General features: G+C 70.8%; 15 protein-coding genes. 3 read left to right on the top strand and 12 right to left on the bottom strand.

Annotated features, from left to right (window positions below; translation table 11 throughout):
* Positions 1-5: 5 nt before the first annotated feature.
* The 6 genes from ACWGR4_RS32805 to ACWGR4_RS32780 all read right to left on the bottom strand — a co-directional run bounded on the left by ACWGR4_RS32805 (position 6) and on the right by ACWGR4_RS32780 (position 6,580).
* The gene (locus ACWGR4_RS32805) at positions 6-926 is read right to left on the bottom strand and encodes a type IV toxin-antitoxin system AbiEi family antitoxin domain-containing protein (protein ID WP_452129351.1); all 921 of its coding nucleotides are present in this window, start codon (positions 924-926) and stop codon (positions 6-8) included.
* A 172-nt stretch (positions 927-1,098) separates the two neighbouring features.
* Positions 1,099-1,602 (bottom strand): peptidoglycan-binding domain-containing protein, encoded by a 504-nt coding sequence (locus tag ACWGR4_RS32800; protein WP_452129352.1) that lies wholly within the window; start codon positions 1,600-1,602, stop codon positions 1,099-1,101.
* Positions 1,603-2,025: 423 nt separating this feature from the next.
* The gene (locus ACWGR4_RS32795; RefSeq protein WP_126638412.1) at positions 2,026-3,714 is read right to left on the bottom strand and encodes a ribonuclease J; all 1,689 of its coding nucleotides are present in this window, start codon (positions 3,712-3,714) and stop codon (positions 2,026-2,028) included.
* 127 nt (positions 3,715-3,841) lie between these two features.
* Positions 3,842-4,741 carry a 4-hydroxy-tetrahydrodipicolinate synthase gene (gene dapA / locus ACWGR4_RS32790; protein WP_452129353.1) on the bottom strand — a complete coding sequence of 300 codons (900 nt, stop codon included), beginning with the start codon at positions 4,739-4,741 and terminating at the stop codon, positions 3,842-3,844.
* A 300-nt stretch (positions 4,742-5,041) separates the two neighbouring features.
* Positions 5,042-5,785 (bottom strand): FAD-dependent thymidylate synthase, encoded by a 744-nt coding sequence (gene thyX / locus ACWGR4_RS32785; protein WP_452129354.1) that lies wholly within the window; start codon positions 5,783-5,785, stop codon positions 5,042-5,044.
* Between the two features lie 72 nt (positions 5,786-5,857).
* Entirely contained in the window at positions 5,858-6,580 is a 723-nt protein-coding gene (locus ACWGR4_RS32780) for a hypothetical protein (RefSeq protein ID WP_452129355.1), read from the bottom strand.
* Positions 6,581-6,754: 174 nt separating this feature from the next.
* Between ACWGR4_RS32780 and ACWGR4_RS32775 the strand changes: the two genes are divergently transcribed.
* Positions 6,755-7,300, top strand: a complete 546-nt coding sequence (locus ACWGR4_RS32775) for an N-acetyltransferase family protein (protein ID WP_452129356.1) — start codon at positions 6,755-6,757, stop codon at positions 7,298-7,300.
* A gap of 170 nt (positions 7,301-7,470) precedes the next feature.
* On the top strand, positions 7,471-8,190 hold the full coding sequence (locus tag ACWGR4_RS32770; protein WP_380003107.1) for a TetR/AcrR family transcriptional regulator: 720 nt from the start codon (positions 7,471-7,473) through the stop codon (positions 8,188-8,190).
* On the opposite strand, the gene ACWGR4_RS32765 is transcribed toward ACWGR4_RS32770, so the two are convergent.
* From ACWGR4_RS32765 to eccD, 6 genes are all read right to left on the bottom strand, one after another.
* The gene (locus tag ACWGR4_RS32765; protein ID WP_380003106.1) at positions 8,191-8,646 is read right to left on the bottom strand and encodes a hypothetical protein; all 456 of its coding nucleotides are present in this window, start codon (positions 8,644-8,646) and stop codon (positions 8,191-8,193) included.
* Between the two features lie 5 nt (positions 8,647-8,651).
* A complete protein-coding gene (gene dapB, locus ACWGR4_RS32760; RefSeq protein ID WP_380003105.1) occupies positions 8,652-9,404 on the bottom strand; it encodes a 4-hydroxy-tetrahydrodipicolinate reductase in 753 nt (250 codons plus the stop codon).
* Positions 9,405-9,528: 124 nt separating this feature from the next.
* Positions 9,529-10,890 (bottom strand): M16 family metallopeptidase, encoded by a 1,362-nt coding sequence (locus tag ACWGR4_RS32755; protein WP_452129357.1) that lies wholly within the window; start codon positions 10,888-10,890, stop codon positions 9,529-9,531.
* Positions 10,887-13,112 carry a polyribonucleotide nucleotidyltransferase gene (locus ACWGR4_RS32750; RefSeq protein WP_380003103.1) on the bottom strand — a complete coding sequence of 742 codons (2,226 nt, stop codon included), beginning with the start codon at positions 13,110-13,112 and terminating at the stop codon, positions 10,887-10,889. Before ACWGR4_RS32750 ends, ACWGR4_RS32755 begins: the two co-directional genes overlap by 4 nt.
* A gap of 327 nt (positions 13,113-13,439) precedes the next feature.
* Entirely contained in the window at positions 13,440-13,727 is a 288-nt protein-coding gene (gene rpsO, locus ACWGR4_RS32745; protein ID WP_020553079.1) for a 30S ribosomal protein S15, read from the bottom strand.
* A 144-nt stretch (positions 13,728-13,871) separates the two neighbouring features.
* Positions 13,872-15,272 (bottom strand): type VII secretion integral membrane protein EccD, encoded by a 1,401-nt coding sequence (gene eccD, locus ACWGR4_RS32740; protein WP_380003102.1) that lies wholly within the window; start codon positions 15,270-15,272, stop codon positions 13,872-13,874.
* A gap of 273 nt (positions 15,273-15,545) precedes the next feature.
* Between eccD and eccCa the strand changes: the two genes are divergently transcribed.
* The gene (gene eccCa, locus ACWGR4_RS32735) at positions 15,546-19,496 is read left to right on the top strand and encodes a type VII secretion protein EccCa (protein WP_380003101.1); all 3,951 of its coding nucleotides are present in this window, start codon (positions 15,546-15,548) and stop codon (positions 19,494-19,496) included.
* Positions 19,497-19,512 lie beyond the last annotated feature (16 nt).

Genomic DNA, 19,512 nt, shown 5'->3' with positions numbered 1-19,512 from the left:
GGCGCCTACGCGGCGATGTCGCCGCGATTTCGCCGCTCCCGCAGCCGCAACTCCGATCCGATCCGGGCGACCGTGGCCGCCGGCCGCTCGCGCGCCTGGAGCGTCGGGCAGTGCAACACGAGCCAGCTCTGCCCGGCGATGCTCCGAGGTCGCGCCCTGACCCACTGCCGGTCGTCGGTCAGCTCCACCCCGACCCGCGCCCCCGGCCAGGCCAGCGCAAAGCGCTTCAGGACCCGACCGAACGCCGACCGGATCTCCCAGCCGACCTCGGCCGCCGGCACCCCGGCGTCGAGCAGCGCCAGCCGCAGCCGGGTCTCGTCCTCACCCGCGCTGCGCCCGTCGGCCAGCCGCACCACCTCGGCGAGCCGATGGCGCCCCGGATGTCCGGCGTAGCGCTCGACCATTGCCGACAACGCGTCGGGCGCGATCAGCCCGGCCCGCAGGAACCCGTCGAGCACCACCACGCCGGTCTCCCGATCCGAGGTCCGGACCAGGTCCGCGGCGGTCCGGGCGGGCGAGGTGACCGGAATCCCGGCCCGCCACACCGTCTCCCCCGGCCCGAGCGCCATGATCCGCGCCCGGCAGCCGTGCCGGCGGGGCAGAGCCGCCCCCACCGGCACGACCACTTCGATCGGTGCCACGCGCCGTGCCTGCGTCCGGGGCCGCGCCGGAACCCGCACGCCGTACAACCTCGCCGCGGTGCGCCCACAGACCACGGCCCCGCGGGGCAGAACCATGACCGCGGCCCGGGCCCGCACCTCCGGCGTGTCGTCGACGTGCGCGCCGACGTAGACCCCGTGTATGACCCGACGCACGTCGCCGTCGCGCACCAGGCGTCGGACGACCGACCGGCCGACCCCGTGGCGGGCGGCGACGGCGAGGGTGAAGGGCCGGGACAGCAGTGCGGAAAGATCGGTCGGCGTCATGCGGGCCAGTGTGCGCGCGCCCCCTCCACGCGCGCCGCCCGTCGTCCACAGCCCCCGGGATGGGTGTGACCATCACACCCGGCCTGTGTACGACTTCGGCCCGGCCGCCCCCACGACCCGACCCCGGCCGACCCGCCGACGCCCCTTCCGCCTCCCGCCCGGCCCGCACCCGCTACTCGGTGCCGGTGTGCTCCGCCTGCCGCCCGCATCCCTTCTTCGCGCGATAGAGCACCTTCCAGGTGGCCTCGTTCGTGACCCCCGACGGATCGAGGCCGTTGCACTTCTGCACCCACCGGACCCCGTCCGCGGTGGCCGCGTCGAACACCCCGGTCTCAGGCAAGTCGCCGGGGGCTCCGGACCTCGTGTCGATCAGGCACTGCACCTGGGCGACCGCGTCGTCCCGATCCCCCTCACGCAGCTCCGGCCGGTTGTCCTTCGCCACGTGGTCGCAGCGCGGGGCGGCCGCCGCCGGCGAGACGGGGCCCGTCATCCCCGCGCCCAGACCCAGCGCCGCACACGAGCTCAGCGCGAGCGCCGCGACCCGCCCACGCCGCGAGCGCCCGAACCGGGCGACCGGCCGCCGCCCGGGCACCGAGATCGGCGCGCCCCACGGCGCGGGCGGCGGAGCGCCCCGTCGTGGGCCGCCGCAACGCCGATTCCGCTGTACCGCATACATGTGTGCTCCTGACTGCCGATCCTGTCGACCGTGTCGACCTGTCCAGCGCCCGGAGAGCGGCTGCCCTCCGAACACGACCGACGTTAGGAGCCGGCAGTCGAGCCACCCATAAGTACGAGAACCCGACCTTCACACCACAAAAAAGGCCACAAACTCCCCAGCCACCCCAGCTTCACGCCACCATCACCCTCCCCCGCACCACGACAAGCCCGCCAAGGCCCACCAAGGCCCCGCCAAGACCCGCCAAACGCAGCCACCCCCACACCCACCGCCTCGCACATCCGGTCGACAACCCGCCACCGCCCCCGACCACAACCGCCGACTCCCCCGAACCACGCCCACGCCCACCCTCCGCCCCCAAACCACACAGGGCCCGCTACGAAGATTTCGTAGCGGGCCCCGCGCAAAACGATCGAGGAGGTCTCAGACCTCCACCACAACCGGCAGAATCATCGGCCGGCGCCGATAGGTGTCCGACACCCACTTGCCCACGATCCGCCGCACCTGCTGCTGCAACTGATACGGCTCCGCCACCCCGTCGGCGGCCGCCTTCTGCAGCATCTCCTCGATCTTCGGGATCACCGCGTCGAACCGGGCGTCGTCGATGCCCGATCCCCGCGCCGTGATGGTCGGCCCGCCGACCACCTTGCCCGAGCTGGAGTCCACGGCGAGAAACACGGACACGAAGCCCTCCTCGCCCAGGATCCGACGATCCTTGAGCGAGGACTCGGTCACGTCGCCCACGGACAAACCGTCCACGTAGACGTATCCGGCCTGCACCTTCCCGGTGATCTTGGCGACACCGTCGACCAGGTCGACGGTCAGCCCGTCCTCGGCGAGGACCACCCGGTCCTTGCGCACCCCGGTCTTGACGCCCAGATCGGCGGCGGCGCGCAGATGGCGCCATTCGCCGTGCACGGGCATCAGGTTGCGCGGGCGCGTGAGGTTGAAGAAGTACAGCAGTTCACCGGCCGAGGCGTGGCCGGAGACGTGCACCTTGGCGTTGCCCTTGTGCACGACCTTGGCGCCCCACCGGGTCAGCCCGTTGATCACCCGGTAGACCGAGGTCTCGTTGCCCGGGATCAGCGAGGACGCGAGCACCACGGTGTCGCCCTCGACGATCCGGATCTGCTGGTGCGAACGGTTGGCCATCCGCGACAGCGCCGCCATCGGCTCGCCCTGCGAGCCGGTACAGACGAGGACCACCTCGTCCGGCGGCAGGTCGTCGAGCGTCTTGACGTCCACGACCAGGCCTGCGGGGATCTTCAGATAGCCGAGTTCCCCGGCGATCTTCATGTTGCGCACCATCGAGCGGCCGACGAAGGCGACCTTGCGCTCGTAGGCGTACGCGGTGTCGAGCACCTGCTGGATGCGGTGCACGTGGCTCGCGAAGCTGGCCACGATGATCCGCTGGTCGGCGTCGGCGAAGACCCGGTCCAGCACGCCCGCGATGTCCCGCTCGGCCGGGATGAAGCCCGGGACCTCGGCGTTCGTGGAGTCCACGAGCAGCAGATCGATGCCCTCGGTGCCCAGCCGGGCGAACGCCGGCAGGTCGGTGAGCCGGTTGTCCAGCGGCAACTGGTCCATCTTGAAGTCGCCGGTGTGCACGACGGTGCCGGCCTCGGTGCGGATCGCCAGTGCGAGCGCGTCCGGGATCGAGTGGTTCACCGAGATGAACTCGCACTCGAACGGCCCCAGCCGCTCGATGTCGCCTTCCTTGACCTCGAGGGTGTACGGCCGGATGCGGTGCTCGGTGAGCTTCGCCTCGATGAACGCGAGGGTCAGCTTCGACCCGATCAGCGGGATGTCGGCCTTCTCCCGCAGCAGGTACGGGACCGCACCGATGTGGTCCTCGTGCCCGTGGGTCAGGATGACCGCCTCGATGTCGTCGAGGCGATCCCGGATCGAGCTGAAGTCCGGCAGGATGAGGTCGACTCCGGGCTGCTCCTCCTCGGGGAACAGCACCCCGCAGTCGACGATCAGCAGCCGGCCGTCGAACTCGAAGACGGTCATGTTTCGGCCGATCTCGCCGAGGCCGCCCAGCGGGGTGACCCGAAGGCCGCCCTTCGGCAGCACCGGCGGCGGGCCGAATTCGGGGTGGGGATGGCTCAAGTTCTCTCCTCGCCACGTGCCGCCGTCCGGCCGATCGATACTCGGCCGGACGGGAACGCGCAAAAGCTCGTGTTCGGCCCGAGCGGGTGTGGTACCCGCCCGGGGCACTACTTACAGATATTCCTGTTTACAGCTCTACCCCACCCGCCGAAAGATCCTGCCTCAGCTGCGCGATCTGTGCCTCGTCGGCATCGATCAGCGGCAGCCGCAGCGGCCCGGCGGGCAGGCCCTGCAATCCCAGTGCGGCCTTGGTGAGGATCACGCCCTGGGTACGAAAAATGCCGGTGTACACCGGAAGAAGACGCTGGTGGATCTCGCGCGCCTTGGCGACGTCGCCGGCCGTGAAGGCGTCGATCATCGCGCGGAGCTCCGCCGAAACGAGGTGTCCGACCACGCTCACCACACCGACCGCGCCGATGGACAGGAGCGGCAGGTTCAGCATGTCCTCACCGCTGTAGTACACCATGTCGGTGCGCGCCATCACCCAACTCGCCGAGGCGAGGTCGCCCTTGGCGTCCTTGTTCGCCACGATCCGGGGGTGCTCCGCGAGCCGGACCAGGGTCTCGGTCTCGACCGGCACGGCGCTGCGACCGGGGATGTCGTAGAGCATCACCGGCAGCCCGGTCGCGTCGGCGACCGTGGTGAAGTGCCGGTACAGGCCCTCCTGCGGGGGCTTGCTGTAGTACGGGGTGACCGCGAGCAGACCGTGCGCACCGGCGGCCTCCGCCTGCCGGGCCAGCTCGACCGTGTGCCGAGTGTCGTTGGTACCCACACCGGCGACCACGAACGCGCGATCGCCCACGGCCTCCAGAACCGCCCGGACCAGCTGCTCTTTCTCCGCGTCGCTCGTGGTGGGCGACTCGCCGGTGGTGCCGTTGACGACGAGTCCGTCGTTGCCGGCATCGACAAGATGGGCGGCCAGGCGCTGGGCGCCGGGGAGGTCGAGCGCACCGTCGGCCGTGAAGGGGGTCACCATCGCGGTGAGGACCCGGCCGAAGGGGGTCTGGGAGGTAGACGTCGGAGCCATGGCCCAAACCGTACCGGGCCCGCACCTGACCTGCGGGTAGCACCCGCCCTATGAGACCTCCACCGCCCGGGAGCCCGCCCCATCGGCCCGAACGACACCCGAACAAAACCGGGGACCGGGCCGCACAAAACAAGGGACCAGGCGCTGCCCGCTCGGGGGTTCGAGCAGCGCCTGATCTCTTTCAGTATCGACCACAAGGGGCGAAACCTTAGGGATTCTGGCGAAAAATTTCCAATGTCACCCTATGTGCCGATTTGACCACTCGGACGGCTCAGCCGGCCCCTGCCCCGCCCTCGCCTCCTACGGCGCGACCCGACCGTTGGCGTTGAACGCCGCGTACGTCAGCGGCATCAACTCCGCCCAGGCCGCCTCCATCCGCTCCGCGACCATCTCGATCTCGCGCTGCGGGAACGATGGGAAGGTCGCGTCGTCATGCTTGGTGCGCAGTCCCAGGAAGTGCATCAGGGAGCGCGCGTTGCAGGTCGCGTACATCGACGAGTACAGCCCGACCGGCAACGTGGTTCGCGCCACCTCCCGCGCGACACCCGCCTCCAGCATGCGCCGGTAGGCCGCGTACGCCGCCTCGTAGCCCGCCCGCGTCGCCTCGTCGACCACCGCGTGCTGCTCGGCCGTGCCGTCGACGAACTCGTACGCCCCCGGCTTGCCCCGCTGCACCAGCCGCCGCTCCGTCGCAGGTACATAGAACACCGGCAATAGCTCCCGATAACGCCCGCTTTCCTCGTTGTAAGACCATCCGACGCGGTGGCGGTGGAATTCGCGGAAGACGAAGATCGGGGCGCTGACGAAGAAGGTCATCGAGTTGTGCTCGAACGGGCTGCCGTGCTTGTCGCGCATCAGGTAGTTGATCAATCCCCTGGAGCGCGAGGCGTCCTTGTCCAACTCGTCGAGGGACTTCTCCCCCGCCGTGGAGACCCGGGCGGCCCAGAGCACGTCCTGGTCCGAGGCGCTGTGCTTGATCAGTTCGACGGTCACGTCGTCCCGGAATCGCACGTCGGCGGGCTGCTCCTGGGGTGTTTCGGTCACGCGGGGTGGCTCCTCGTCGGACGAACGCACGCAGCCGTGCGTCGATGAAGGGGGGTGCGGCGGCGGATAAGCCTAACCGCCGCTCGGAGCCGCGCTCGTCCCCGTGCCCGTCGGCGTGGAGCGCGGCACCACCACCGTGCTCGGCTGGGTCGACGGCCCCTCGGCGGGCCGCGTCGGCGCACCCGCCGGCAGCGCCGCGGATGTCGTGAAGGTCACCCGGTCCAGTCGGCCCATGTACGGCTGCACCTGGACCTCCAGCTTCCCGACCAGCTCCCTCGGCACCGCGAAGTTGTAGGTGATCACCGTGTCGGCGTTCACCGCGACCTCACCCGGGCCGCTGCGCGCCAAGCCGACCTTGGCGAGGGCGCACGGCAGCGCGTCCGGCCCCGCGTACAGGGTCACCTGGAACAGTTCGGCGACCAGGTTCGATCCGGTGCGGTTGCCGTAGCGGATCGGAATCGCCACGTCGACCGTCTCCCGCCGCTCGCCGGGCACGGCCGCCGTCCGGGTCACCGCCGGCGCCAGGGCGGTGACGGTCAGCCCGTTCGAGTAGGTGTGCGTCTGCTTCTTCTGTCCGGTCCCGCCGGACGGCGGCGGCGCGCCCGAGGGCGGCGGGGCCGCCGGGGTCGAGCCGTCGGTCGGATTCTTGTCGGGCAGATCCGGCGGATTGCCGGTGGGGCCGGCCGCGGCCGGCTTCGGCTTCTCGTCGTCGATCGTCGGACCCACCATGCAGCCGGTCGCGAGCACCGCGACCACCGCGCACACCGGGGCGATTCGTCGGACCCGGACCCCCATGACCATCCTCCGCTGCCGCGCCCACCAATCCTTGGCCGACAGCGTCGCACGACGCGCGCGGGGGCGGGAACGCCGGCGGCGCGTGTCGCCCACGGGTGTGTGCGTTCGGCGAGCGGCGGACAGGAAACCGTCGGGCGCGCGAGAATCGGCCGAACTCGACGATGGGGGCACCACATGAGCGATTGCTACGTACGGCCGGCCCACGCCGGAGACGGCCCCGCCCTGGGCGCCGCGCACGCCCGGGCCTGGCACGACGCCTACACCGGCGTGCTGCCCGCCGCGGCCTTGGCGGCGGCCACACCCGAGGCGTTGGCCGCCGAGTGGGAGGACGCCGCGGTCGCGCCACCCTCACCGCGCCACCGCGTGCTCGTGGCCTGCGCGGGCTCCACCGCGGCCGGCTTCGCGGCCCTCGTCCCCGGCTCGGACGAGGACCTCGACCCGGCCCGGGCGGGCGAGTTGGCGATCCTGGTGATCGACCCGGCCCGACAGCGCGAGGGGCACGCCTCCCGGTTGCTCACCGCGGTCGTCGCGGACGCGGTGTCCGACGGCGTGGACACACTGGTGACCTGGGTCCTGGAGAACGACAAGCCGCTGTACGACTTCCTGACCGGCGCGGGCTGGGCCGCGGACGGCGCCACCCGCGAACTGTGGGTGGACGAACCCGGCGGCGCGGTGATCCGCCAGGTGCGACTGCACACGGCGGTCTCCCCGATGCCCTGAGCAAAATCCGACCACGTTCGTCGCCCTACTCCGGGGTCGATCCGTTTCCGCCCGACGGCAATCCCGTGATGCGAGCGGGAAATCGGCGGGCGAAACGGCCGACGAACACGGTGAAGACCACACCGACGTGCCATTGAAGTGGGTAAGTCAGCCGACTTAACGTGGGCGCCGTGAGCCGAACTCCGACCCGCGAGCGCCTTCTGCTCACCGCCGAGCGGCTGTTCGCCGTACACGGAATCGACGCGGTCTCGCTGCGCCGGATCAGTGTCGCGGCGAGTCAGCGCAACAATTCCGCCGCGCAGTACCACTTCGGCAGCAAAGAGGAATTGATCCGGGCGATCTTCGGCTTCCGGCTCGCGGCGGTCAACGGGCGCCGCGAGGACCTGGTCCGCGCACTGGTCCGGGCCGGCCTCGACCGGGACCCCCGGGCCCTGGCAGAGGCCATGGTGCGCCCGCTGGCCGAACAGATCGACGTCGGGGGCAGCTTCTACCTGCGCTTTCTGGCCCGGGTGCACCAGCACCCGGGCGCCTCCGCCTATGCGCTGCCGGCGATGGGCCTGGAAGGCAGCTCGCCGGAGTTCGCCCACCTGATCGATCTGGCCCTGGGCCACCTGCCGAGCGCGGTGCGACGCAACCGGCTGCGCCTGGGCGGCAGCCTGGCCGTACACGCGACGGCCGATCGCGAGCAGCGCGTCCACGAGGGGCAGGCGCACGACGTGCTGCCGCCCGCGGCGTTCGTGGAGGACCTGGTGGACGCGGTGGCGGGCATCCTGGCCGCGCCCGTATCGGCCCGGCTGCTCACCGCCCTGGACCCGACCGCCGCGCAGCCGGCCACGCCCCACCCGCCCGGCCCCGCGACACTCGACCACCCGGCCGGCGCCAGACCCTAGCTAACGCGTGGCCGGCGCCCGGCCCGCGTGCAGGCGGATCGCGGTCAGCATCGCCCGGCGCCCGCGCGCGTTGTCGCGCGCGTCGCCGTAGGCCACGGCCAGCCGATACCAGCCCCGCCAGTCGTCCGGCGCGGCCTCCACCTCGGCCTTGCGCCGCTCGAACACCTCGTCGGCGCTGTCCCGATCGACCCGCCCGCCGGGGGTGCGGGCCAACTCGTCGGCCGGCAGCCCGCCCTCGGCCGCCAACTCGCGGGCCAGCCGCTGCATCGCGAAGCCGAAGCGCACCTCGCGCCAGATGTACCAGGCACCCACCACCGGCACGAGCAGGATCGCCAGCCCGAGCACGACGGTGACCGGCCGCCCGTCGCGAATCGCGATCATGCCGCGACTGCCGACGAGAAACACGTAGAAGACCAGAACCGCGATCAGCACGAGCGCGGTGACACGTTGCCTCACGATGCTCAGCCCAGATCGAGGAAGTGTTCCAGGCCCACGGTCAGGCCGGGCGTGGAGACCACACGACGCACCCCGAGCAGCACACCCGGCATGAAGGACGTGCGCTGGAACGAGTCGTGCCGGATGGTCAACATCTCGCCGTCGTCGCCGAGCAGCACCTCCTGGTGGGCGACCAGGCCGCGCAGCCGGACCGCATGCACCGGCACGCCGTCGACCTTGCCGCCGCGCGCGCCGTCCGGGTCGTCCACCGTCGCGTCGGGCATCTCCCCGAGACCGGCGCCCTCCCGCGCCTCGGCGATCAGCTCGGCGGTCCGGCGGGCGGTGCCGCTGGGCGCGTCGACCTTGTTCGGGTGGTGCAGTTCGACGATCTCGACCGACTCGTAAAAGCGCGCCGCCTGGGCCGCGAACCGCATCATCAGCACCGCGCCGATGCCGAAGTTCGGCGCGATCAAAACGCCGGTTTCCGGGCTCTTCGCCAGCCACTCGCGCAACTGCGCCAGGCGGTCGGGGGTGAAGCCGCTGGTGCCGACGACGGCGTGGATCCCGGCACCCGCGCAGTACTCCAGGTTGCCCATGACCACACCCGGGTGGGTGAAGTCCACGGCGACCTGCGCACCCGCCTTCGCGAGGTCGGCGAGGTCGTCTCCCTCGTCGACACGCGCCACCAGTTCGAGGTCGTCCGCCGCCTCGACGGCACGGCACACCTCGGTGCCCATGCGGCCGGCCGCACCGATCACACCCACCCGGATCGCAGTCATGATGTCGCGCACTCTCCCGTCAGCACAGTTCTTCGCCCCGATCGGCACCGCGGCCGATCGCAGCGCACCAACTTCCGTGCCCGCCGACCCGCTCGCGACCCGGCCGGCACGGTTTCGCCGTCGTTCAGGCCGACGCGGCGACGAAGTCCGCGTCGTCGGCGAACGGTCCGACCACGGCCAGCGTCGGCCGCGCGGCGAACAGGACCTTCGCCACGTCGTGGATCTCGTCGGCGGTCACCGCGGCGATCCGGGCCAGCACCTCGTCGACGGACAGGTGCTCGCCGTAGACGAGTTCGCTCTTGCCGATCCGGCTCATCCGCGACCCGGTGTCCTCCAGGCCGAGCACGGTCGAGCCACGCAGCTGGCCGATCGCCCGATCGATCTCGTCCCGGGGCAGCCCGTCGTGCACCACCCGCTCCAGCTCGGTCCGGCAGATCTCGATCACCTGGCGGGCCTTCTTGGGCTGGCAGCCGGCATAGATCCCGAACACGCCCAGGTCGGCGTAGCCGGAGTGGAACGAGTAAACCGAGTAGGCCAGCCCGCGCTTTTCCCGGATCTCCTGGAACAGGCGCGAGCTCATCCCGCCGCCCAGCGCCGTGTTGAGCACGCTGAGCGCGAACCGCCGGTCGTCGTCGCGGGCCAGGCCGGGCATCCCCAGGACCAGGTGGGCCTGCTCGGTCGGCCGGTTGAGCACCCGGACGCTGCCGGCCGCGCGGGTCCCGCGACCGCCGACGCGCGGCGCCGCGGCCACCGCGCCCTCGTCCACCTTGACCTGCGCGAACGCCTTCTTGACCAGCCGGACCACCTTGGCGTGGTCGACGTTGCCGGCCGCGGTCACCACCATGTTCGGCGCCTTGTACCGGCGCCGGTAGTAACCGTTGATCTGGGTCCGGGTGAGCGCGTTGATCGACTCGACGGTGCCCAATACGGGCCGCCCGAGCGGGGCGTCGCCGAGCATCGCGTCGTAGAAGAGTTCGTGCACCAGGTCGCCGGGCTCGTCCTCGTTCATCGCGATCTCCTCGAGGATCACGCCGCGTTCGGCGTCCACGTCCTCGGAGTCGATCAGCGAGCCGGTCACCATGTCGCAGATCACGTCGATGGCGAGCGGGAGGTCGGTGTCGAGCACGCGTGCGTAGTAGCACGTGTACTCCTTGGTGGTGAACGCGTTCATCTCACCACCGACGGCGTCCAGTTCCGCGGAGATCTCCAGCGCGTCGCGCTTCGCGGTGCCCTTGAACAGCAGGTGTTCGAGGTAGTGCGAGGTGCCGGCCAGGGCGGGGGTCTCGTCGCGCGAGCCCACCCCGACCCAGATGCCGAAGGTCGCGGAGCGCACGGACGGCATGTTCTCGGTGATCACCCGCAGGCCGCCGGGCAGGACCGTGCGGCGGACGGCACCCACACCGTCCGCGTCACGCAGCAGGGTCTTCGTGGAACCAGGCCGCTGCGCGGACGCAGCGGCCTGGTTCTTCGACGAGGAGGACGTCACTTGGCGGCAGCGTCCTCGGTGTCCTCGGCGGCGTCGCCTTCGCCCTCGATGACCGGGACGAGCGACAGCTTGCCGCGCTGGTCGATCTCGGCGATCTCGACCTGCACCTTGTCGCCGACCTTGATCACGTCGTCGACGTTCTCGACGCGCTTGCCACCGGCGATCTTGCGCAGCTGCGAGATGTGCAGCAGGCCGTCCTTGCCGGGCATGAGCGACACGAACGCGCCGAACGTGGTGGTCTTGACAACCGTACCCAGGTAACGCTCCCCGACCTCGGGCATCGTCGGGTTGGCGATCGCGTTGATCGTCGCCCGCGCGGCCTCGGCCGAGGTGCCGTCCGAGGCACCGATGTAGATCGTGCCATCGTCCTCGATGGTGATCTCGGCACCGGTGTCGTCCTGGATCTGGTTGATCATCTTGCCCTTCGGGCCGATGACCTCGCCGATCTTGTCCACCGGGATCTTGACGGTGATGATGCGCGGCGCGAACTTCGACATCTCGTCCGGAGTGTCGATCGCCTCCATCATCACGTCGAGGATGTGCAGACGGGCGTCCTTGGCCTGCTTGAGCGCCGCGGCCAGCACCGACGCGGGAATGCCGTCCAGCTTGGTGTCGAGCTGGAGCGCGGTGACGAACTCCTTGGTGCCGGCGACCTTGAAGTCCATGTCGCCGTACGCGTCCTCGGCACCGAGGATGTCGGTCAGGCACACGTACTCGGTCTTGCCGTCGACCTCGTCCGAGATCAGGCCCATCGCGATGCCCGCGACCGGCGCCCGGAGCGGCACACCGGCGTTGAGCAGCGACATCGTGGACGCGCAGACCGAGCCCATCGAGGTCGAGCCGTTGGAGCCGAGCGCCTCGGACACCTGGCGGATCGCGTACGGGAAGTCCTCGCGCGCGGGCAGCACCGGCAGCAGGGCGCGCTCGGCGAGCGCACCGTGGCCGATCTCGCGGCGCTTGGGCGAGCCCACGCGGCCGGTCTCGCCGACCGAGTACGGCGGGAAGTTGTAGTTGTGCATGTAGCGCTTGCGCGTCTCGGGCGAGAGCGTGTCGAGCATCTGCTCCATGCGCAGCATGTTCAGCGTGGTGATGCCCAGGATCTGGGTCTCGCCGCGCTCGAACAGGGCCGAGCCGTGCACGCGCGGGATGACCTCGACCTCGGCCGACAGGGTGCGGATGTCGGTCAACCCGCGACCGTCGATGCGCACCTTGTCGCGCAGCACGCGCTGCCGGACGAGCTTCTTGGTCAGCGCGCGGAACGCGCCGCCGATCTCCTTCTCGCGACCCTCGAACGCCGGGAGCAGCTTCTCCGCGGCCAGGTCCTTGACCCGGTCGAGCTCGCTCTCGCGGGCCTGCTTGCCGGCGATGGTCAGCGCGGCCGACAGCTCGTCGGTCACCGCGGCGGCCAGCGCCTCGAAGACGTCGTCCTGGTAGTCCAGGTAGACCGGGAACTCGCCGGTCTCCTTGGCGGCCTTGTCGGCCACCTCGACCTGCGCGGCGCACAGCGCCTTGATGAACTTCTTGGCGGCCTCGAGGCCGTCGGCGACGACCTCCTCGGTCGGCGCCTCGGCGCCGCCCTTGACCAGCTCGATCGTGCCGGTCGTGGCCTCGGCCTCGACCATCATGATCGCCACGTCGCCGTCGTCGAGCACACGGCCCGCGACGACCATGTCGAACACGGCGCGCTCGAGCTCGGTGTGCGTCGGGAAGCCGACCCAGGTGCCGTCGATCAGCGCCACCCGGACGCCGCCGATCGGGCCGGAGAACGGCAGGCCCGCGAGCTGGGTGGACATCGAGGCCGCGTTGATCGCGACCACGTCGTACAGGTGGTCCGGGTTGAGCGCCATGATCGTCTCGACGATCTGGATCTCGTTGCGCAGGCCCTTCTTGAAGGACGGGCGCAGCGGACGGTCGATCAGCCGACAGGTGAGCACGGCGTCCTCGGACGGGCGGCCCTCGCGGCGGAAGAAGGAGCCGGGGATCTTGCCCGCGGCGTACATGCGCTCCTCGACGTCCACCGTCAGGGGGAAGAAGTCGAGCTGGTCCTTGGGACGCTTCGAGGCGGTGGTGGCCGAGAGCACCATGGTGTCGTCGTCCAGGTAGACCACGGCGGAGCCGGCGGCCTGCTTGGCGAGGCGGCCCGTCTCGAAGCGGATGGTGCGGTTGCCGAAGGTGCCGTTCTCGATGACTGCTTCGGCGAAGCTGATGTCGGGACCCTCCACGGGTGCCCTCCTCGTTCGTTTCGAGGGAGGTCCGCGGCGCATGACGCCTGAGGGCCGACCGTGCCGGTCTTCGATCGAAGCACCCGGGTGCGTTACCCGGGGGCCACTACCGAGGACCGGCGCTGGAGGTCGGCGCCTTGGTCGCGACGCGGCGCTCCCAGTGTTTGTCGTTCGTCCTCGTCGTCGGGCGTGCGCGAGGCACGACCGACGTCGATTGTCTTGTTCTATCTCACCGCGGATGCCCGCGTGCGGAACACAGCCTACAAAGACGGCGTCCGGATACGGCGAAGGAGCGGCTTGTGCAAGCCGCTCCCCCGTCGTGTGTTGCTAGCGGATGCCGACGCCGCTGCGGCGGATGCTCAGGCGGTCGGTCAGCGTGCGGTAGCGCTCGATGTCCTTCTTGGCCAGGTAGCCGAGCAGGCGACGACGCTGGCCGACCAGGAGCAGCAGGCCCCGGCGGCTGTGGTGGTCGTGCTTGTGCTCCTTGAGGTGCGCGGTGAGCTCGTTGATCCGGTAGCTCAGGATCGCGACCTGCACCTCGGGGGAGCCGGTGTCGCCTTCCTTGGTGGCGTAGTCGGCCATGATCTGCTTCTTCGTTGCGGTGTCGAGCGACACGTGTTCTCCCTCTGCAAGGTGGTGAGCGCCACCGGTCTTACTCACGGCGGCGACTGGGCTCACATGGTGCGGGCGCGCGGCCCGTGGGCAGCACGCATCCCGGGCACGCGGCTCCGGGATACGGACAACCCTAGCAGGAGCGCATCAGGCCGTGATGTTCCGCAGCTTGTCGTACAGATCCAGCACCGCCAGGCACAGCGGTACGACCGACACCATCAGCATGCCTTCGAGCACGTCCATCAGCCGCCCCCAGAAGGGGGACAGGCCGCGCGAGGGCACGGTGGTCGCCACGATCGCGAGCAGCGCGCCGACCACGCAGACCAGCGCGAAGATCCAACCCTGGCGCTCCTTGTCCGCCATGCCGGTGTCCAGGGCCAGGCCGACGAACAACATCGCCAGGGCGAGCAGGCCGGCCGTGTACAGGACGGTGACCTGGGTGGTGTGCCGGAACAGGCGGGCCCGGCACAGGGTGACCAGGGCGAGTACGGCGGTCAGGGCCCGGGCCCACAGGGTGTCGACGCTGCCGAGCACGACGCAGGAGGCGACGAGCGCGGCGGCGCAGGCGCCGGCCAGGCCGCTGAGCACCTCGTGGCCGCGACGGGCGCGGGCGGCGACGTCGGCGTGGTCGAGGGTGTCGCTCTGGCGGGAGGTCGGCGCGTCGGAGGGCAGGAAGCCGATCGGCAGCCGGGCCAGGCGGGCCGCCCAGGAGGGCAGGAAGGCGATCATGGCGAGGGCGACGGTGCCGGTGACCGCGGCGGCCTCGCGGGGGGCGCCGTCGACGGTGATCAGGCCGAAGGTGGCGAGCGTGCCCAGGGCGCCGGCGCCGGCGCCCGCGATGTAGACGGCGCCGCGGGCGGGCAGCAGGGCGGCGATCAGGGTGGAGACGACGAGCACGGCGACGCAGGCGACCAGGAACTGGACCCGGCCCGGGCCCTCGCGGACCGGCGGCTCGATCAGGCCCAGGCCCGCCAGGAACGCGTTCGGCAGCGCGCCGAGGCCGAGCACGGCGCCGCCGGAGTGGTCCCCGTACACCCGGGCGCGCACGCCCGCGACCACGGTCAGCACCAGGGCCAGCGAGCCGCCGACGATGGCGGGCAGGCCGTGCGGCAGGGGGGTCATGCGCCAGAGCACGACGGCGCCGAGGGTGAAGAAGACGGCCGCGCCGGACAGACCGGCGATGCGCAACATCTCCGGCGTCCACAGCCGGTTGTCGCCGGTGACGGAGGTGGCCACCGAGTCGGCGACGTCGTCGTACACCGGCGGGGGCGGCGCGTCCGCGAGCGCCGTGAAGCGCAGCAGTTCGCCGTCGCGCACGTTTTGCGCGGCCAGCGTGAGTCCGCTGTCCAACGCCTCGCCGTCGAGCCTGGTGAGCTGAAAGCCGGTCACCGCGCCGTTGCGCTGGGTCTGCCCCGACAGCCGCAGGATCTCCGGGTACAGCTCCGCGAGCGGGACCTCCTCCGGCAGCGCGAGGTCTACGCGACAGTCCGGTGCGATGACGGTGATCCGGGCGAACCCGGTGGTGACCGTCGTGGTCGTGGAGTTCACCTGTGCAGATCCCCCTGCTTGTAGCCGCCCCGTGTCCCGCGACCCCGAGGGGGCGGGACGACGACTCTATACGTCACCGCTTCACGCGACGGTGGCGCCGGGAAGACCGGCCAGTAGTATGCGGCGCACACACGAACGGACCACCGGTCCACCGTGTGTCATGGAGACGACCCTGACGGGGTGGGTTGACTCACATCACCTGCTCCTTTTCCGTGCTTTGCGGCGGGTTCGATCCGTGTCCGGGATCCTCGCGACGGATGAGGCTGATTCACCTTGACCGTGGTCATCGTCAAGCGCCCGCCCAGGGTGCTGCCCTCTCCTGTCCCCACGGAGGAGATCCGACTCCAATCGCCACCCGAGTTGGAGCGCCCGACCGATCAGAACTGGATCATGAGCGTGCTCCCGATGATGGGCATGCTCGGGTCGGCGGGCTTCTTCTTCATGCCGGGCGCGCCCAAGATGATGATGGTCATGGGCGGCATGATGATGATCTCGTCGCTGGTCATGGTGGTCGCGAACATCCTCAAGTCGCGTGGCGGCAACCGGGTGCAGATGCTCGACTCCCGGCGCGACTACCTCAAGTACCTCGCCCAGCAGCGCAAGGAGGTCCGGCGGACCGCCCGCAAGCAGCGCGACGCGCAGTTGTGGACGCATCCGGATCCGGGCCAGTTGTGGTCGGTGGCCGCGGGCGAGCGGCGGATCTGGGAACGGCGGGCCGGCGACCCCGACTTCGGGCAGGTCCGGGTCGGGGTGGGTCAGCAGCAGTTGTCCACCCCGCTGGTGGCTCCGGACACCGCGCCGCTGGAGGAGTTGGAGCCGCTGTGCGCGGACGCCATGCGGCGGTTCCTGCGCACCCAGGCGACGCTGGACGATCTGCCGATGGCGGTCTCGCTGCGCTCCTTCTATCACCTGACCGTCTCGGGCGAGCCGGAGCGGGTGTACGGGCTGACCCGGTCGATGCTGGGCCAACTCGCGGTGCTGCACTCCCCCGACGACGTGCGCATCGTGGTCGCGTGCGACACGAACTCGCTGCCTCGTTGGGACTGGCTCAAGTGGCTGCCGCACGTGCAGCACCCGTCCCAGTCGGACGGCGCGGGCTCGGTGCGGATGATCGCCGGCGACCTCGGCGAGATCGAGGAGTGGCTGGCCGAGGAGTTGGCCGGGCGTTCGCGGTTCGCGGCCGGTGCGCAGCCGGTGCCGGACCAGCCGCATCTGGTGGTGGTGCTCGACGGCGGCGGGGTGCCGGCCAACTCGCTGCTGGCGGGCGCGGACGGGTTGCAGGGCGTGACCATCGTCGAGGTGGTCCCCGGGCCGCTGGACGAGTTGCGCGGCGGGCTGGCGATCATCGCCGAGGAGGACCGGCTGACGCTGGAGTCGACGGCGGGCGCGTACGAGGGGGTGCCCGACTTCCTGTCGGCGGGCGACGCGGAGGCGCTGGCCCGCAAGCTCGCGCCGCTGCGGCTGTCGGCGAACGACGACGACGAACCGCTACTGGCCAATCTGGACTTCACCGACCTGATGGGCATCGGCGACGCGGCCCAGGTGGACGTATCGCAGACCTGGCGGCCCAGGCCGCCGAACGACCGGCTGCGGGTGCCGATCGGGATCGGCCAGAACGGCGAGCCGATCATGCTGGACCTCAAGGAAGCGGCGATGGAGGGCATGGGTCCGCACGGCCTGTGCGTCGGCGCGACCGGTTCCGGCAAGTCGGAGCTGCTGCGCACCCTGGTGCTCGGCCTGGCGACCACGCACAGCTCGGAGATCCTCAACTTCGTGCTCGCCGACTTCAAGGGTGGCGCGACCTTCTCCGGGATGTCGGACATGCCGCACGTGGCGGCGGTGATCACCAACCTCTCCGACGACCTGACCCTGGTCGACCGCATGCGCGACTCGATCACCGGTGAGCTGAACCGACGCCAGGAGTTGCTGCGTTCGGCGGGCAACTACGCCAACATGCACGACTACGAGCGGGCCCGGGTGGCCGGCGCGGCCCTGGAGCCGCTGCCCTCGCTGGTGATCATCATCGACGAGTTCAGCGAACTGCTGACCGCCAAGCCGGACTTCATCGACATGTTCATCCAGATCGGCCGCATCGGCCGATCGCTCGGCGTACACCTGCTGCTCGCGTCGCAGCGGCTGGAGGAGGGCAGGCTGCGCGGGTTGGACACCTATCTGTCCTACCGGATCGGGTTGCGCACCTTCTCCGCCGCCGAGTCGCGCGCGGCGATCGGCGTGCCCGACGCGTACCACCTGCCGTCGGTGCCCGGCGCGGGTTACCTCAAGTTCGACACCGAGTCGATGGTGCAGTTCAAGGCCGCGTACGTGTCCGGCACCTACCGCGCCTCGGACCGGATCCGGCGCAACCGCACGGGCTCGCCGATGCCGGTGCTGTTCGACAGCCGGTGGACGGCCGCGAACACGTGGAACCGACAGCCGGACCTGCCACCGGAGCCCGAGCCCGAGCCGGACGTCGACAGCGCGCTCGCGGACACCGTGCTTGACGTGATCGTGCGGCGGATGGTCAACCAGGGCCCGCCGGCGCACCAGGTGTGGCTGCCGCCGCTGGCCGAGTCCAACTCGGTGGACCGGATGTTGCCGCCGCTGCGCGTCACCGCGGAGCGCGGGTTGAGCTCGCCCGAATGGGGGGCGAACGGCCGCCTCGTGGTGCCGCTGGGCCTGGTGGACAAGCCGTTCGAGCAGCGCCGCGACGTGATGTACGCGGACCTGTCCGGCGCGGCCGGCCACGCCCTCGTCGTGGGCGGCCCGCGCAGCGGCAAGAGCACGCTGATGCGCACCATGATCACCTCGTTCGCGCTCACCCACACGCCGGCCGAAGTGCAGTTCTACGTCCTGGACTTCGGCGGCGGCGGGATGGTCGCGCTGAGCGATCTGCCGCACGTGGGCGGGGTGGCGGGCCGGCTCGACGCCGAGCGGGTGCGCCGGATCGTCAGCGAGGTCAAGGGCATCCTGGACCGGCGCGAGGAGATGTTCCGGGTCAACAACATCGACTCGATCGACACGTTCCGCCGACGCCGCGCCGCGGGCACGCTGCCGGACGAGGCGTGGGGTGACGTCTTCCTGTTCGTCGACGGCTGGTTGACCCTGCGCAACGACTTCGACGCGCTGGAGGCCGAGGTCACCGACATCGCCACGCGCGGTCTGGGCTTCGGGGTGCACGTGGTGCTCTCCGCGTCCCGGCATCCGGAGATCCGGCCCGCGCTGAAGGACCAGATCCAGACCCGGCTCGAACTGCGGCTCGGCGAGACGATGGAGTCCGAGGTCGACCGGCGGCTCGCGGCGAACGTGCCCTCCGGCGCGCCCGGTCGCGGTCTGTCCCCGGACAAGCTGCACTTCCTGGCCGCGTTGCCCCGGATCGACGGCTCGTCGACGGCGGAGGACCTGGGCGAGGGCATGGCGGCGATGGTCGGCGCGGTCAAGGCGGCGTGGGCGGGCCCGCCCGCGCCGCCGGTGCGGGTGTTGCCGATGTTGCTGCCGTACGAGCAGTTGCCGACGCCGGCGCAGGTGTCCGGCCGGGGGATCCCGATCGGTGTGGACGAGCAGACGCTCAGCCCGGTGTACCTGGACTTCAACGTCGACACGAACTTCGTGCTGTTCGGCGAGAGCGAGTCGGGCAAGACCAACTTCCTGCGGCTGCTCTCCCGGGGCATCGCCGAGCGGTACACCCCGGCCGAGGCGCGGATCATCGTGTCCGATTACCGGCGCACGCTCTTGGACGTGGTCCCGGAGTCGCACCTGCTGGAGTACGCGGCGGCGGCACCGGCGCTGACCTCGTTCATGGCCGAGATCCGCGGCGGCATCGAACGGCGGCTCCCGGGGCCGGAGGTGACGCAGGAACAGCTGCGCAACCGGAGCTGGTGGAGCGGCCCGGAGCTGTTCCTGCTGATCGACGACTACGACCTGGTGGCCTCCTCCAGCGGCAACCCGGTGGGCAGCATCGCCGAGTTCCTGCCGCTGGCCCGCGACGTCGGCCTGCACCTGATCATCGCCCGCAGCAGCGGCGGTGCGGGCCGCGCGCTGTACGAGCCCGTGCTGCAAAAGCTCCTCGACCTGGGCACGTCCGGCCTGATCCTGTCCGGCAACCGGGACGAGGGCGCCCTGATGGCCAACGTCAAACCGACCCAACTCCCGCCGGGGCGTGGCCAGTTGATCACCAGGCGGCGAGGCGTGCAGCTGATCCAGACGGCCTGGCTGCCGGACAACTGACGGCATTTCGCGTCGG

The organism is Embleya sp. NPDC055664 (genome assembly GCF_053618075.1).
Note: the sequence above shows the minus strand (reverse complement) of the source record. Positions and strands in the feature narration are given on the sequence as shown.